Source organism: Streptomyces sp. NPDC045998 (genome assembly GCF_056430285.1).
Window position 1 is genome coordinate 423,588 of the sequence record NZ_JBWKLJ010000007.1, and the last position, 16,066, is coordinate 439,653.

The following is a 16,066-nucleotide window of genomic DNA, read 5'->3' on the forward strand; positions in this document are numbered from 1 at the left end:
CTATTCTCGCTCGTCACTCAGGGTGCCCTGCGCCAGGGTCGGCGTGGCGGGGGTGGCGGCCAGGATTTCGTCGGCCGCGCGGTGCGCGCTCGCGATGGTCGCGGGGATGCCGACGCCGTCGTACACGGCCCCGCAGACGCGCAGGGCGGGCAGTTCGGCGACGGCGTGGCGGATGCGGGCGACCCGTGCGAGGTGGCCGACGGGGTACTGCGGCAGGCCGCCGATCCAGCGGGTGACCTCGCTCGCGACGGGCTTGGCGGCCAGCCCCGTGGCGGCGGCGAGGTCCCGCAGGGACGCGGAGACGAGGTCGGCGTCGTCGCGCTCCAGGTGCTCCTCCTCGCCGTACCGGCCGACGGAGGTGCGGAGCACGAGCAGGTCGCCGGCGCCCTCGTCGGTCCACTTCCACTTGCGGGTGGAGAAGGTGGACGCCTTGATGGTGCGGCCGTCGACGGGCGGCACGAGGAAGCCGGAGCCCTCGGGCAGCGCCGCTTCCGCGTCGGTGCGCCGGAAGGCGAGGGTGACCAGGGCCATCGACGCGTACTCGACGGCGGCGAGTTCGGCCGCGGCGGCCGGGGACTCTGCGGCGAGCAGTGCGGAGGCGGACCAGGCGGGGGTGGCGAGGACGACGGCGTCGGCGTCGAGGAGGCGCCCGTCGGTGCGGATGCGCCAGCCGCCGGCGGCGCCGCGGGTCAGGGCGTGCACCGGGGTGTCGGTGAGGACCTCGCCGCCGTGGGCGGTGACCGCGGCGGCGACGGCGGCGGGGAGCGTGCCGATGCCGCCCGCGATGCCCATGAACGCGGGGCCGGTTTGCTGCCGGGCGGCGCTCTGGACGGCGCGTACGGCGTCGGTGAGGGTGCGGTGGGCGCGCGCGGCCTCGAAGAGCTTCGGTACGGCGGCGCGCAGGGAGATGCGGTACGCGTCGCCCGCGTACACCCCGCCGAGGAGCGGTTCGACGAGCCGGTCGACGACCTCGCGGCCGAGGCGCTGCGCGACGTACGCGCCGACGGCGACGTCGTCGCCGAGCGCGTCGGGGTCGGTGGGCGGCAGGTCGCGCTCCCGCGCGATGCGGGCGACGCCCTCGGCGGAGAGCAGCCCGGCGAGGGCGGCGGCGTCGCCGGGGACGCCCATGACGTGGCCCTTGGGCATGGGACGCAGGGCGTCGCGGGTCCACACGGCGGCGGTGGCGGTGGCGGGCGGCTGGAGGCGGTCGCCGAGGCCGACGGCGCGGGCGAGGTCGACCGCCTCGGGGCGGCGGGCCAGCATCGACTCGGCCCCGAGGTCGACGGGGACGCCCGCGATCTCGCCGGCGTGGAGCTTGCCGCCGAGGCGGCCGGTGGCCTCCAGCAGGGTCACGCGCCGGCCGGCGCGGGCCAGCCGGTGGGCGGCGGCGAGACCGGCGATGCCACCGCCGATGACGACCACGTGGCCGTCGGAGCCACCGTGCACTGTGTCCGCGTTCATGGTTCAACTATGGCAAACGCCGTTCCGAGTCCCGACCGTGACCGGTTCGTAAGCCGTTTCGCGGGCCGGGCAGGCAACCGGCCCGGGCGCCCCATACGTCGAAGGGACAGCACTCATCACGGATCCTGGGGGGATCTTGCGTACACGACGACACTCCGTCGCGGTGGCGGTACTGATCGGCGCATCGCTCGCGCTGGCCGGCTGCAGCGCCGGGGACGAGAGGAGCGCGGGCGCCGCGAAGCCGGGCGCGGCGCGCGCCGACGAGGGGGGTCAGGGCTTCACGGCCGACAAGCCCGCGGAGTCCGCCGGGTCCGGGGCGAAGGCGCCCGAGAAGGCCCCGCGGCCCCAGCACGTCATCCGCACCGCCGAGCTGGCGGTGGAGGTGGCGGACGCGGCCGAGGCGCTCGCCGCGGCCCGTGCCACCGCCGCCGAGGCGGGCGGGCACGTGGCGAACGAGACGACGGAGCGCGTCGACGACGACCACGTGACCTCCCGGATCGTGCTGCGGGTGCCGCAGGCCTCGTACGACTCCGTCCTCGGGAAGCTGGCGGGCGGCGGGAAGCTGCTGTCCCGCAAGGCGGAGGCGAAGGACGTCACGGAGCAGGTCGTCGACGTGGAGAGCCGGATCGCCACGCAGCGGGCGAGCGTCGCGCGGGTGCGCGCGCTCATGGACGAGGCGACCAGGCTCGAGGACGTGGTGACGCTGGAGAGCGAGCTGAGCCGCCGTCAGGCGGACCTGGAGTCGCTGCTGTCCCAGCAGGCGTCGCTGAAGGACCGTACGACCATGGCCACGATCACGCTGGAGCTCACCGAGCGCGAGGACGCGGCGCGGGAGACGGACGACGGCGGTCCCGGCTTCCTGGACGCGCTGAGCGGGGGCTGGAACGCGCTGGTGACGGCCCTGACGTGGGCGGTGATCGTCCTGGCGGCGGTGGCGCCGTGGCTGGCGGTGCTGCTGGCGGCGTACGGGGTGTGGCGGTGGCTGGTGCGGCCGAGGCTGCCGAAGCGCAAGAGGCCGGACACGCCGGCGACGTAGCGTGTCGGTATGGGACGACGAGAACGACTGGTCATCATCGGCGGCGACGCGGCGGGCATGTCCGCCGCGTCGCAGGCCCGCAGGCTCAAGGGTCCGGACGAGCTGGAGATCGTCGCCTTCGAACGGGGCCACTTCACCTCGTACTCCGCGTGCGGCATTCCGTACTGGGTCGGCGGCGACGTCGACGACCGCGACCGGCTCATCGCGCGCGGCCCCGAGGAGCACCGGGCGCGCGGCATCGACGTGCGGCTGCGCCGCGAGGTGACCGAGCTGGACCCGGACAAGCGGCGGGTACGCGTGCGGAACCTGCAGTCGGGCACCGACGTGTGGGAGCGGTACGACAAGCTGGTGATCGCGACGGGCGCCCGCCCGGTGCGGCCCCCGCTGCCCGGCATCGACGCTCCCGGCGTGCACGGCGTGCAGACCCTCGACGACGGGCAGGCGCTGCTGGACACGCTCACGGCGCTGAACGGCACACCGGGGCGGCGGGCCGTCGTCGTCGGCGCCGGGTACATCGGCGTGGAGATGGCGGAGGCGCTGCTCAACCGGGGCTATGAGGTGACGGTGCTGAACCGGGGCGAGCAGCCGATGTCGACGCTCGACCCGGACATGGGGCGGCTGGTGCACGAGGCGATGGACGGCCTCGGCATCACCACGGTCGGCGGCGCGGAGGTCACCAAGATCCTCACGAGTGACGACGGCCGGGTCCGGGCCGTGGCGACCGAGGACGCCGAGTACCCGGCGGACGTCGTCGTCCTCGGCATGGGCGTGGAGCCGGAGACGGGCCTCGCGCGGGCGGCGGGGCTGCCGCTCGGCGCGTACGGCGGGCTGCTGACCGACCTGTCGATGCGGGTGCGCGGCCGGGACGACATCTGGGCGGGCGGCGACTGCGTGGAGGTCCTGGACCTGGTCTCCGGCCGCGAGCGGCACATCGCGCTCGGCACCCACGCCAACAAGCACGGCCAGGTCATCGGCTCGAACGTGGCGGGCGGCTACGGCACCTTCCCGGGCGTCGTCGGTACGGCGGTGAGCAAGGTCTGCTCGCTGGAGATCGCCCGCACGGGCCTGCGCGAGCGGGACGCCGAGGCGGTGGGGCTGCGATTCGTGGCGGTGACGGTCGAGTCGACGAGCCGCGCCGGGTACTACCCCGGCGCGGCCCCGATGACGGTGAAGATGCTCGCCGAGCGCCGCACGGGCCGGCTCCTCGGCGTCCAGATCGTCGGCCGCGAGGGCGCCGCGAAGCGGGTGGACATCGCGGCGGTGGCGCTGACCGCCCGCATGACCGTGGACCAGGTCGCCGCCCTTGACCTGGGCTACGCCCCGCCGTTCTCCCCGGTGTGGGACCCGGTCCAGGTCGCCGCCCGCAAGGCCGTGGCGGCGGTGCGGGCGGCGGGCTGACTCAGCGCGCGGTCTGCGTGTGGACGTACTCGACCAGGCGCGTCAGGGCGTCCGGGTCGGTCGTCGGCAGGACGCCGTGGCCGAGGTTGAAGACGTGGCCCTCCAGGCCGGCCGCGGCGTCCAGCACCTCGCGGGTCTTCGCCTCGACGGCCTCGGGGGTGGAGAACAGGACCGCCGGGTCGAGGTTGCCCTGGAGCGCCTTGCCGGGGCCGACGCGGCGGGCCGCCTCGTCCAGCGGGACGCGCCAGTCGACGCCGACGACGTCGGCGCCCGCCTCGCCCATGAGGCCGAGGAGCTCGCCGGTGCCGACGCCGAAGTGGATGCGCGGCACGCCGTAGGAGGCGACGGCGTCGAAGACCTTGGTGGAGGCGGGCATCACCGAGCGGCGGTAGTCGGCGGGGGCGAGGGCGCCGACCCAGGAGTCGAAGAGCTGGACGGCGGAGGCGCCGGCCTCGATCTGCACCTTGAGGAAGGCGGCGGTGATCTCGGCGAGCCGGTCCAGCAGGTCGGCCCAGAGCTCGGGGTCGCCGTACATGAGCGCCTTGGTGTGCTCGTGGTTGCGCGACGGTCCGCCCTCGACGAGGTAGCTCGCGAGGGTGAAGGGCGCGCCCGCGAAGCCGATCAGCGGGGTGGCGCCCAGCTCGCCGGTGAGCATGCCGATGGCCTCGGTGACGTACGCGACGTCGTCCGGGGTGAGGTCGCGCAGCCGGGCGAGGTCCTCGCGGCGGCGGATCGGTTCCGCGACGACCGGGCCGACACCGGGCTTGATGTCGAGGTCGATGCCGATGGCCTTGAGGGGGACGACGATGTCGCTGAAGTAGATCGCGGCGTCGACCTTGTGGCGGCGGACCGGCTGGAGGGTGATCTCGGTGACGAGCTCGGGCCGCATGCAGGACTCGAGCATCGGGATGCCCTCGCGCACCTTCAGGTACTCGGGCAGCGAGCGACCCGCCTGGCGCATGAACCACACCGGGGTGTGGGGCACGGGTTCGCGCCGGCACGCCTTGAGGAAGGCGGAATCTGCGACGGCGTTGGTCTGCGGCTGCTGGCCCGAGGGGCTGTCGATGGCACTCACGCCCAGAATCTTCGCATGCGGGCGCAAGCCGCTTCGCCGGTGCGGGTGTCCCTCCCTGCGCGAGGGGCTCCTTCCGCCTACTCTTCCCCGCATGGCTGCGGCTCAGGGACAGTTCTCCGATCACCCCGCCCACTCCGAGGGCCCCGAGGGCGTGCCGCCCGCCTTCGCGCTGGCGGTCGACGCCCTGCGCACGGCGCGCGTCCGGCCGGAGGTCGAGGCGGAACCGACGCGCCCGCCGCAGCGGCTGGCCCCGTACGCGTACGCCCTGGAGGCGGCGGTCGTCGAGGGCGAGGAGGACCTGGCGGACGGGCGGCTGGTGCTGCTGCACGACCCGGCGGGGCACGACGCCTGGAAGGGCACCTTTCGGCTGGTGACGCTGGTGCGCGCGGAGCTGGAGCCGGAGATGGCCGCCGATCCGCTGCTGCCGGAGGTGTGCTGGTCGTGGCTGACGGGTGCGCTGGAGGCGCGGGGCCTCGCGTACGGGGAGGCGAGCGGGACCGTCACCCGTGCGGGGTCTCACTACTTCGGTGGACTCGCGGAACGCCGTCCGGCGACGCAGATCGAGATCCGCGCCTCCTGGACGCCGCGCGAGGGGCGGGGCGGCGTGCCGGACGCGGCGGGGCACCTGACGGCCTGGTGCGACCTGCTGTGCCAGATCGCGGGGCTCCCGCCGTCGGCCCCCGGACCGCTGGACGGGGGCGCGGGGTCGCCGGGCGCGGGCGTGGTGTCGCTGCCGCAGCGGCGTGGCCCGCAGCACCCCTGACCGTCCACGGGAGCGCTCGCGCGCCGTTACGAGCCCTACGATGCGACGACCGGGCGGCCGCGTACGGGTCCGGCGGCGCCGGAGTGCGGGGGCGCGCGGCCCCGATCGCAGGGGGGCGCTCGTAGGATGATCGATCGCCCGTCCGAATTGCCCCAATTGTTACTCACCAAATCGTGATCTTCCCCTAAAGGCGGACGGGTGGGCTGCCGAAGAGGTCTGTGACCCTTCAAACACGGTTCGCCCCGGCTTTTCCCCGAGCCGGCTGTGTCCCGCACCTTCCCAGGAGGCCTGGTGTCCGTTCTCCTCGAGCAGCCCGCAAGCCTGGTCGCCTACCGCCCGAACAAGCCGACGGCCATGGTCGTCGTGGCCGACCCGCGCGTCCGCTCGACCGTGACCCGCCACTTGTGGGCACTCGGCGTGCGTGACGTCATCGAGGCGTCGTCCATCGCGGAGGCTCGTCCCAGAATCGGCAACCCGCGCGACATCTGCGTTGCCGACGTCCACCTGCCCGACGGTTCCGGGCTGACCCTGCTGTCCGAGACCCGCGCCGCCGGCTGGCCCAACGGCCTGGCCCTCTCGGCGGCGGACGACATCGGCGCCGTGCGCAACGCCCTCGCGGGCGGAGTCAAGGGCTATGTCGTCACCGGTACGCGCACCAACATCGGCCACCCGACCCGACCCGGCGCCGCCCCCATCGGCGCCGCCGCCCGGATGCACCGCCGTCCCCCCGGCGCCCCGAGCCACCCGGGCGGCTACCGCGAGCTCTCCGGCCGTGAGGTGGAGGTGCTCCGCCTCGTGGCGGAGGGGCAGTCGAACAAGGCCATCGGCGTCTCGATGGGCCTGTCCGCGCTGACCGTCAAGAGCCACCTCGCCCGCATCGCCCGCAAGCTCGGCACCGGCGACCGGGCCGGGATGGTCGCCGTGGCACTTCGTACGGGAATCATCCACTGACCGGTTCACACCACATCCACGCCCGTCGACGGAACGTTCCGTCGGCGGGCGCTTGCCGTTCACAGATACCCTTGACAGGTGAGCGACGCCCAAGAGACCGCAGCAGAGACCGTACTGCGCATCACCGGGGGCGGCCCTCCGGACGACGGCGTCGCAGACGGCGCAGTCGACGGGACGCCGATCCCCTTGCTGGTGCCCCGCGAAGGGGTGCCGCCCGTGGTGGCCGACGAGCATGCCCTCGCGCAGGTGATCGCCGCCTTCGCCGAGGGCACCGGACCCGTGGCCGTGGACGCGGAGCGCGCCTCCGGCTACCGCTACGGGCAGCGCGCCTATCTGGTGCAGCTGCGCCGCGAGGGCGCGGGCACCGCGCTGATCGACCCGGTGGGCTGCCCGGACCTGTCCGCGCTCGGCGAGGCGCTCGGCGACGCCGAGTGGATCCTGCACGCCGCGACGCAGGACCTGCCGTGCCTGCGCGAAATAGGCATGGTCCCGACCCGGCTCTTCGACACCGAGCTCGCCGGGCGGCTCGCGGGCTTCCCGCGCGTCGGCCTCGGCGCGATGGTCGAGTCGGTCCTGGGCTACGCCCTGGAGAAGGGGCACTCGGCGGTGGACTGGTCCACCCGCCCGCTGCCCGACCCCTGGCTCCGGTACGCCGCGCTGGACGTCGAGCTCCTCGTCGACCTGCGTGACGCACTGGAGAAGGAGCTGGACCGGCAGGGCAAGCTGGACTGGGCGCACCAGGAGTTCCACGCGATCGCCTCGGCCCCGCCGCCCCCGCCGCGCAAGGACCCCTGGCGCCGTACGTCCGGGATGCACAAGGTGCGGCGGCGCCGCCAGATGGCGGTCGTCCGGGAGCTGTGGACGGCCCGCGACCGGATCGCCCAGCGGCGCGACGTGTCGCCGGGCAAGGTGCTCAGCGACGCCGCGATCGTGGAGGCCGCCCTCGCCCTGCCGGCGAACGTGCACGCGCTCACCGCGCTGAGCGGCTTCGGCCACCGCATGGGCCGCCGCCAGCTGGAGCAGTGGCAGGCGGCCGTCGACCGGGCCAAGGCCCTGCCGGACGCCGAGCTCCCGCAGCCCGGCCAGCCGGTGACGGGCCCGCCGCCCCCGCGCGCCTGGGCGGAGAAGGACCCGGCGGCCGCGGCCCGCCTCTCGGCCGCCCGCGCGGCGGTGTCGGCCCTCGCGGAGCAGCTGAACCTGCCTCCGGAGAACCTGATCACCCCGGACACGGTCCGCCGGGTCTGCTGGGAGCCCCCGAAGGAGCCGACGCCCGACGCGGTCGCGGCCGCGCTCGCGGGCTACGGCGCGCGGCCCTGGCAGGTCGAGCAGGTGACGCCGGTGCTGGTGGCGGCGCTGGCCGGCGCGAACGAGCCACAGCAGTAGGCGTAGGAGCAGCGGAAAAGGGTGCCCCCTCCGGCGGAGGGGGCACCCTTCTGTTGTGACCACGCAGTGTGACGTTCACCGCTCCGGGCGGGGGGACTGTGCAGCCTGGTTACTCGTAAGTAGCATGGGGGCTGCAAGCGCACGCTTAGCCGCGTCCGCAGCAGTGCAGTGCCATCCCGCACCCTGGAGGAGAGCCATCGTGCCTCGTACCGTCAGGGACGTCGTCTTCGTCGACGGCGTCCGCACCCCGTTCGGCAAGGCGGGCCCGAAGGGCATCTACCACGAGACCCGTGCCGACGATCTCGTCGTGAAGGCGATCCGGGAGCTGCTGCGCCGCAACCCGGACCTGGACCCCGCGTCGATCGACGAGGTCGCCATCGCCGCGACCACCCAGATCGGTGACCAGGGCCTGACCATCGGCCGCACGGCCGGCATCCTGGCGGGTCTGCCGCAGTCGGTGCCCGGGTACTCCATCGACCGCATGTGCGCGGGCGCCCTGACCGCCGTGACCTCGGTCGCGGGCAGCGTGGCCTTCGGCGCGTACGACGTCGCCATCGCCGGTGGCGTCGAGCACATGGGCCGCCACCCCATGGGTGAGGGCGTCGACCCGAACCCGCGCTTCGTCAGCGAGAAGCTGGTCGACGAGTCGGCCCTCTTCATGGGCATGACCGCGGAGAACCTGCACGACCGGTACCCGCACATCACCAAGCTGCGCGCCGACGAGTACGCCGTGCGCTCTCAGGAGAAGGCCGCCAAGGCGTACGCCGACGGCAAGATCCAGGCCGACCTGGTGCCGATCTCGGTGCGCCGCACCAACGCCGAGGCCGGCGAGACCGGCTGGGGCCTGGTCACCGCCGACGAGCCGATGCGCCCGGGCACCACGCTGGAGAACCTGGCCGGCCTGAAGACGCCGTTCCGTACCCACGGCCGCGTCACCGCCGGTAACGCCGCGGGCCTCAACGACGGCGCCACCGCGTCGATCATCGCGTCCGAGGACTTCGCCCGCGAGAACGGCCTGCCGGTCAAGATGCGCCTGGTCTCCTACGCCTTCGCCGGCGTCGAGCCCGAGGTCATGGGCTACGGCCCGATCCCGGCGACCGAGAAGGCGCTGGCCAAGGCCGGTCTGTCCATCGGCGACATCGGCCTGTTCGAGATCAACGAGGCCTTCGCCGTCCAGGTCCTGGCCTTCCTCGACCACTACGGCATCGCCGACGACGACGCCCGCGTGAACCAGTACGGCGGCGCCATCGCGTTCGGCCACCCGCTCGCCTCCTCCGGCGTACGCCTGATGACGCAGCTGGCGCGGCAGTTCGAGGAGCAGCCGGAGGTCCGTTACGGCCTCACCACCATGTGCGTCGGCTTCGGCATGGGCGCCACGGTCATCTGGGAGAACCCGAACCACAAGGACGCCGGAGGCGAGAAGTGAGCACCACCGCTGAGCTCCTGAAGGGTGCGGCCGAGCTGTTCCCGGACGAGGTCGTCACGAGCGCGCACGTACGCCACTTCGACCTGCCGTTCGGCGCGGGGAAGTTCGCGCTGATCACGCTGGACAACGGCTTCGACCACACCAAGCCGACCACCTTCGGCCCGCAGTCGCTCGCCAACCTGAACACGGCGATCGACCAGGTCGAGAAGGAGGCGTCCGAGGGCGCCATCGTCGGTGTCGGCATCACCGGCAAGCCGTTCATCTTCGCCGTCGGCGCCGACCTCAAGGGCGTCGAGCTGCTGAAGCGCCACGAGGACGCGCTCGCCATCGGCAAGGGCGGCCACGACGTCTTCAAGCGGCTGTCCGGCCTGGCCGTGCCGACGTTCGCGTACTACAACGGCGCGGCGATGGGCGGCGGTGTCGAGGTCGGTCTGCACTGCACCTACCGCACCGTGTCGGCGGCCGTGCCGGCGTTCTCGCTGCCCGAGGTCTTCCTGGGCCTGGTCCCGGGCTGGGGCGGCTGCACCATCCTGCCGAACCTGATCGGCGCGGACCGCGCGGTCTCGGTCATCATCGAGAACTCGCTCAACCAGAACAAGCAGCTCAAGGGCGCTCAGGTCTACGAGCTCGGCATCGCCGACGCGATCTTCGAGGGCGCGGACTTCCTGGAGCAGTCCCTGCTGTGGACGGCCTCCGTCCTCAAGGGCGAGATCGTCGTCGAGCGCGCGGACGTCGACCGCGGCGAGGGCTGGGACCAGGCCGTCGCCCGCGGCCGGTTCATCGCCGACTCCAAGGTGCACGGCGCGGCCCCGGCCGCGTACCGCGCCCTGGACATCATCGAGGCGGCCAAGGACGGCGACCTCCAGAAGGGCTTCGACGCCGAGGACACGGCGCTGGCCGACCTCATCATGGGCGGCGAGCTGCGCTCCGGCATCTACGCCTTCAACCTGGTGCAGAAGCGCGCCAAGCGCCCGGCCGGCGCGCCGGACAAGAGCCTGGCCCGCCCGGTCACCAAGGTCGGCGTCGTCGGCGCCGGTCTGATGGCCTCCCAGCTGGCGCTGCTCTTCCTGCGCCGCCTGGAGGTGCCGGTCGTGCTGACCGACATCGACCAGGAGCGCGTCGACAAGGGCGTGGGCTACGTCCACGGCGAGATCGACAAGCTGCTCGGCAAGGGCCGCATCAACCAGGACAAGGCCAACCGCCTCAAGGGCCTGGTCTCCGGTGTCCTGGACAAGGCCGAGGGCTTCGCGGACGCGGACTTCATCATCGAGGCCGTGTTCGAGGAGATGTCGGTCAAGCAGAAGGTGTTCGCGGAGGTCGAGGCGGTCGCCCCGGCGCACGCGATCCTCGCCACCAACACCTCCTCGCTGTCCGTGTCGGAGATGGCGTCGAAGCTCCAGCACCCGGAGCGGGTCGTCGGCTTCCACTTCTTCAACCCGGTCGCGATCCTCCCGCTGCTGGAGATCGTGCGCGGCGAGAAGACGGACGACGCGTCGCTCGCCACCGCCTTCGGTGTCGCGAAGAAGCTGAAGAAGACGGCCGTGCTGACGAAGGACGCCCCGGCGTTCGTCGTCAACCGCATCCTGACCCGCTTCATGGGCGAGATCCAGAACGTCATCGACGAGGGCACCCCGGTGGCCACCGCCGAGAAGGCCATCGAGCCGCTCGGTCTGCCGATGTCCCCGCTGGTGCTGCTGGAGCTGGTCGGCCCGGCGATCGGTCTGCACGTCTCGGAGACGCTCAACCGCGCCTTCCCGGACCGCTTCAAGGTGTCCCCGAACCTCAAGGCGGTCGTCGAGGCCGGCAAGCGCGGCTTCTACGTCTACGACTCCGGCAAGCCGGAGCTGGACCCCGAGGTCGCCGCGCTCCTCAAGCAGGGCGACGTCGTCCTGACCGAGGAGCAGGTCCGCGCCCGCGTCCTGGACGCGGTGGCGCAGGAGATCGGCCTGATGCTGGAGGAGGGTGTCGTCGCCGAGGCGCAGGACATCGACCTGTGCCTGATCACCGGTGCCGGCTGGCCCTTCCACCTGGGCGGCATCACGCCGTACCTGGACCGTGAGGGCGTCTCGGAGCGCGTCAACGGCAAGCGGTTCCTGCCGCAGGGCGTGGCGAGCGTCCCGGCGTAACCCGTCTGTCATGCCTCACCGCCCCGGCACCGCGCGCTCGCGGTGCCGGGGCGGTGGCGTTGTCGGCACCGGATGGGAGGCTGGGGCCATGAGCGTCTTGGTGGTCGTCGACGCGGCCAACGTGGTGGGCTCCGTCCCGGACGGCTGGTGGCGCGACCGGCGCGCCGCCGCCGAGCGGCTGCGGGACCGGCTGGTGCCGTACGCGACGGAGGGCGTGGACGGGCGCCCGGGGCCGGTCGAGGTCGTGCTGGTCGTGGAGGGGCGGGCGCGCGGCGTGGAGTCCGTACCGGGGGTGCGGGTGGAGTCGGCGCCCGGCAGCGGGGACGACCTCATCGCCGAGCTGGCGCGCGAGGCCCGGGAAGCGGCCGGCCGGCCGTGCCTGGTGGTCACGGCCGACCGGGAGCTGCGGCGGCGGGTGGAGGCGTACGGCGCCGAGTGCGCCGGGCCCCGGGCGGTGCACGGACCGCCCTCCTGAAACCCCTAGGCGTCGCGGGTGCCCAGCGGGACCCGGCGGCCGCCGAGCCGGCTGTGGGAGCGGCCGTACAGGAAGTACACGACGATGCCGAACGCCATCCAGACGGCGAACCGGAACCACGTCTCCCCCGGCAGGTTGAGCATCAGCCACACCGACGCCGCGACCGACAGGATCGGGATGAAGGGGACCCACGGCGTGCGGAACGCCCGGTGCAGGTCCGGCCGGGTGCGGCGCAGGATGATCACGCCGAGCGCGACCACGACGAAGGCGAAGAGCGTGCCGATGTTCACCAGGGTCGCCAGCTCGTTGATGCTGGTGAAACCGGCGATGATCGCGATGAGCACGCCGAGGAGGATGGTCGGGCGGTACGGGGTGCGGAACTTCGGGTGCGTGACGGAGAAGAACCGCGGCAGCAGGCCGTCGCGGCTCATGGCGAAGAAGACCCGGGTCTGGCCGAGGAGCAGGATCAGGCACACGGTGGTGAGGCCGACGGCGGCGCCGAAGCTGATGACACCGGCGTAGAAGGGGTGTCCGGTCGCCTTGAAGGCGTCGGCGAGCGGGGCGCTGACCGACAGCCTGCTGTAGTGCTGCATGCCGGTGACGACGAGCGAGACGGCGACGTAGAGGACGGTGCAGATGAGCAGCGAGCCGAGGATGCCGCGCGGCATGTCGCGCTGCGGGAGCTTGGTCTCCTCGGCCGCGGTGGCCACCACGTCGAAGCCGATGAAGGCGAAGAAGACGACGGACGCGGCGGTGAAGATGCCCATGACGCCGAAGTTCGTCGGCTCGTAACCGAAGATCGTCTGCACGAGCGGCGCGTCCCAGCCGGAGGACGCCGGCGGGGTCACCGGGTCGGGGATGAACGGCGAGTAGTTGTCCCCCACGATGAAGAACAGACCCGCGATGATCACGATCATGACCACGGTCACCTTGATGGCCACGACCAGCGCGGTGATGTTGGCGGACAGCTTCATGCCGAGCACGAGGATCGCGGTCAGGACCAGGACCAGCAGGAAGGCGAGGAGGTCGAAGGTGCCGTCCGCCACGTCCGGTCCCTGCAGCGCCGCCGGCAGGTGCCAGTCCACGTTGTCCATCAGCGAGCGCACGTAGCCCGACCAGCCGACGGCCACCACGGCCGTGCCGAGGGCGAACTCGAGGACCAGGTCCCAGCCGATGATCCACGCGGGCAGCTCGCCGAGGGAGGCGTACGCGAAGGTGTACGCCGATCCGGCCACGGGGACGGTGGAGGCGAACTCGGCGTAGCAGAGGGCGGCGAGGGCGCAGACGACGCCCGCCGCGACGAACGCCAGCGCGGTGGCGGGGCCGGCGGTCTCCTTCGCCACCTTGCCGGTGAGCACGAAGATGCCGGTGCCGATGATGACGCCGACGCCGAACACGGTCAGGTCCCAGGCGGAGAGGGACTTCTTGAGCGCGTGCTCCGGCTCCTCGGTGTCCTGGATCGACTGCTCCACGCTTTTCGTCCGGAACATCCCGGTATCGCGTGATTGCTGGCCTGTGCTCACCGGCGTACCTCCGTACGTACCCATCGGCCCCTAAGGCCATGATCGGGAGGGGTACGGGGCGGCGCCCGCCGTGAGGGGCCCTTTCACACCAATGGACCGGCCGGAAACCCCTCGGGTACTCCGACCGGTCCAATCAGGTGCGCGGCGGTGGCGGTGGCGGCGGTGTCAGTCGCGCGCGGCCTGGATCTCGGCCTCGTCGTACCGGCCGTCGAGCGTGGAGACCAGCCCGGTGACCTGGCGGGCGATGTCCGGGGCCGTCAGGCCGATCTCGGCCAGGATCTCCGCGCGCGAGGCGTGGTCCAGGAAGCGCGGCGGGATGCCGAAGTCGCGCAGCGGTACGTCGACGCCCGCGTCGCGCAGGGCCTGGGCGACCGCGCAGCCGACGCCGCCGACGCGGCCGTTGTCCTCGACGGTCACGACCACGCGGTGGCGGGCGGCGAGCGGCGCCATGGCCTCGTCGACCGGCTTGACCCAGCGGGGGTCGACGACGGTGGTGGAGATGCCCTGCTGGTCGAGCAGCCCGGCGATCTCCAGGCACATCGGCGCCAGCGCGCCGACCGAGACCAGCAGCACGTCCGGGGAGTCGGTGCCGGCCTCGCGCAGCACGTCCATGGAGCCGACGCGCCCCACGGCCTGGACGGCCGGGCCGACCGCGCCCTTGGAGTAGCGCACGACGGTCGGCGCGTCCTTGACCTCGACGGCCTCGCGCAGCTGGGCGCGGACCTGGTCGGCGTCGCGCGGGGCGGCGATCCTGATGCCCGGGACGACCTGGAGGATCGACATGTCCCACATGCCGTTGTGGGAGGCGCCGTCGGTGCCGGTGACACCGGCCCGGTCCAGGACGAAGGTCACGCCGCAGTTGTGCAGCGCGACGTCCATCAGGACCTGGTCGAAGGCGCGGTTGAGGAAGGTCGCGTACACGGCGACGACCGGGTGGAGGCCGCCGGTGGCGAGGCCGGCCGCGGACACGGCGGCGTGCTGCTCGGCGATGCCGACGTCGTACACCCGGTCCGGGAAGGCCTTGGCGAACTTGTCGAGGCCCACCGGCTGGAGCATCGCGGCGGTGATGGCGACGATGTCCTCGCGCTCGTGGCCGAGCTTGACCATCTCGTCGGCGAAGACCCCGGTCCAGTCCGCACCGGAGGAGGAGATCGGCAGGCCGGTGTCCGGGTGGATCTTGCCGACGGCGTGGAAGCGGTCGGCCTCGTCCGCCAGGGCGGGCTGGTAGCCGCGGCCCTTCTCGGTGAGGCAGTGCACGATCACCGGGCCGCCGAACCGCTTGGCGCGGGAGAGGGCGGACTCCAGCGCCTCGATGTCGTGGCCGTCGATGGGGCCGACGTACTTCAGCCCGAGGTCCTCGAACATGCCCTGCGGGGCGATGAAGTCCTTCAGGCCCTTCTTGGCGCCGTGCAGCGTCTCGTACAGCGGCTTTCCGACGACCGGGGTGCGGTCGAGGATCTCCTTCGTACGGGCGAGGAAGCGCTCGTAGCCGTCGGTGGTGCGCAGCGTGGCCAGGTGGTTGGCGAGGCCGCCGATGGTCGGGGCGTAGGAGCGCTCGTTGTCGTTGACGACGATGACGAGCGGGCGGTCCTTGGCCTCGGCGATGTTGTTCAGGGCCTCCCAGGCCATGCCCCCGGTGAGCGCGCCGTCGCCGATGACGGCGACGACGTGGTCGTCCTTCTTCAGCACCTCGTTCGCCTTGGCGAGGCCGTCGGCCCAGCCGAGGACCGTGGAGGCGTGGCTGTTCTCGATGACGTCGTGCTCGGACTCGGCCCGGGCCGGGTAGCCGGACAGGCCGCCCTTCATCTTCAGCCGCGAGAAGTCCTGCCGGCCGGTGAGCAGCTTGTGGACGTAGGACTGGTGGCCGGTGTCCCACAGGATCTTGTCCTTGGGCGACTCGAAGACCCGGTGCAGGGCGATGGTCAGCTCGACCACACCGAGGTTGGGGCCGAGGTGTCCGCCTGTCTTGGACACGGCGTCCACGAGGAAGGACCGGATCTCCGCGGCCAGCTGCTCCAGCTGCTCCGGGGAGAGCCGGTCGAGATCGCGCGGGCCCGTGATACGGGTCAGCAGAGCCACCCGTGCCTCCTTGCGTGTTGAGCTGGTCGAGCTGCCGATTTTGTCGAGTCTAATGTTCCGCTCCCGATCATCATCATCGGGCGGGTCCCCCTACGTCATCACATTGGCGCAGACGCAGCGGTGCCCGGCACCGGTTCAGCGGTGCCGGGCACTGCGGCGCATCTCACCCGTGAGGCTAGGGAGTGTCCGCAAAGTAGCGTCGTCCGCCCGGAGGGCGGGCCTGGCGGCGTCTGGGGGCACCCCCAGGCGCAGCTCTGGGGGAGCGTGCGATCGCAAGGCGGAGGAGGGAGCCACTGCGGTGGGGGCACCCCCGTGCCCGAAGGGCTACGGGGGCCATTGGCGACTGACGACAACGCGGCTGGGGGCACCC

Annotated in this window: 12 protein-coding genes; 8 read left to right on the top strand and 4 right to left on the bottom strand. The window is 72.7% G+C overall.

The window, feature by feature from the left end; genetic code table 11:
- Entirely contained in the window at positions 1-1,461 is a 1,461-nt protein-coding gene (gene hemG / locus AC07FJ_RS22955; protein ID WP_479051193.1) for a protoporphyrinogen oxidase, read from the bottom strand.
- A gap of 163 nt (positions 1,462-1,624) precedes the next feature.
- Here hemG and AC07FJ_RS22960 point away from each other — a divergent pair, with 163 nt between their 5' ends.
- The gene (locus tag AC07FJ_RS22960) at positions 1,625-2,497 is read left to right on the top strand and encodes a DUF4349 domain-containing protein (protein WP_479051194.1); all 873 of its coding nucleotides are present in this window, start codon (positions 1,625-1,627) and stop codon (positions 2,495-2,497) included.
- Positions 2,498-2,506: 9 nt separating this feature from the next.
- Positions 2,507-3,895 (top strand): FAD-dependent oxidoreductase, encoded by a 1,389-nt coding sequence (locus tag AC07FJ_RS22965; protein WP_361424671.1) that lies wholly within the window; start codon positions 2,507-2,509, stop codon positions 3,893-3,895.
- 1 nt (position 3,896) lies between these two features.
- Here the strand turns inward: AC07FJ_RS22965 and hemE are convergent, their stop codons facing one another.
- Positions 3,897-4,970: a uroporphyrinogen decarboxylase gene (hemE, locus tag AC07FJ_RS22970; protein WP_361424668.1), complete on the bottom strand. Its 1,074-nt coding sequence runs from the start codon at positions 4,968-4,970 to the stop codon at positions 3,897-3,899.
- A gap of 91 nt (positions 4,971-5,061) precedes the next feature.
- Between hemE and AC07FJ_RS22975 the strand changes: the two genes are divergently transcribed.
- The 6 genes from AC07FJ_RS22975 to AC07FJ_RS23000 all read left to right on the top strand — a co-directional run bounded on the left by AC07FJ_RS22975 (position 5,062) and on the right by AC07FJ_RS23000 (position 12,094).
- A complete protein-coding gene (locus AC07FJ_RS22975) occupies positions 5,062-5,733 on the top strand; it encodes a DUF3000 domain-containing protein (RefSeq protein ID WP_479051195.1) in 672 nt (223 codons plus the stop codon).
- 291 nt (positions 5,734-6,024) lie between these two features.
- Positions 6,025-6,684 carry a response regulator transcription factor gene (locus AC07FJ_RS22980; RefSeq protein WP_355364634.1) on the top strand — a complete coding sequence of 220 codons (660 nt, stop codon included), beginning with the start codon at positions 6,025-6,027 and terminating at the stop codon, positions 6,682-6,684.
- 78 nt (positions 6,685-6,762) lie between these two features.
- Positions 6,763-8,067 (top strand): ribonuclease D, encoded by a 1,305-nt coding sequence (locus AC07FJ_RS22985; protein WP_479051196.1) that lies wholly within the window; start codon positions 6,763-6,765, stop codon positions 8,065-8,067.
- A gap of 199 nt (positions 8,068-8,266) precedes the next feature.
- Positions 8,267-9,493 carry a thiolase family protein gene (locus AC07FJ_RS22990; RefSeq protein ID WP_479051197.1) on the top strand — a complete coding sequence of 409 codons (1,227 nt, stop codon included), beginning with the start codon at positions 8,267-8,269 and terminating at the stop codon, positions 9,491-9,493.
- Positions 9,490-11,619: a 3-hydroxyacyl-CoA dehydrogenase NAD-binding domain-containing protein gene (locus tag AC07FJ_RS22995; protein ID WP_479051198.1), complete on the top strand. Its 2,130-nt coding sequence runs from the start codon at positions 9,490-9,492 to the stop codon at positions 11,617-11,619. Before AC07FJ_RS22990 ends, AC07FJ_RS22995 begins: the two co-directional genes overlap by 4 nt.
- An 88-nt stretch (positions 11,620-11,707) precedes the next feature.
- Entirely contained in the window at positions 11,708-12,094 is a 387-nt protein-coding gene (locus tag AC07FJ_RS23000) for an NYN domain-containing protein (protein ID WP_479051199.1), read from the top strand.
- A 5-nt stretch (positions 12,095-12,099) separates the two neighbouring features.
- Here AC07FJ_RS23000 and AC07FJ_RS23005 read toward each other — a convergent pair whose 3' ends face one another.
- Together AC07FJ_RS23005 and dxs are read right to left on the bottom strand one after the other, a co-directional pair.
- Positions 12,100-13,584, bottom strand: a complete 1,485-nt coding sequence (locus AC07FJ_RS23005) for an amino acid permease (protein WP_479051200.1) — start codon at positions 13,582-13,584, stop codon at positions 12,100-12,102.
- 198 nt (positions 13,585-13,782) lie between these two features.
- Positions 13,783-15,696 carry a 1-deoxy-D-xylulose-5-phosphate synthase gene (dxs, locus tag AC07FJ_RS23010; protein WP_479051201.1) on the bottom strand — a complete coding sequence of 638 codons (1,914 nt, stop codon included), beginning with the start codon at positions 15,694-15,696 and terminating at the stop codon, positions 13,783-13,785.
- Positions 15,697-16,066: the final 370 nt, after the last annotated feature.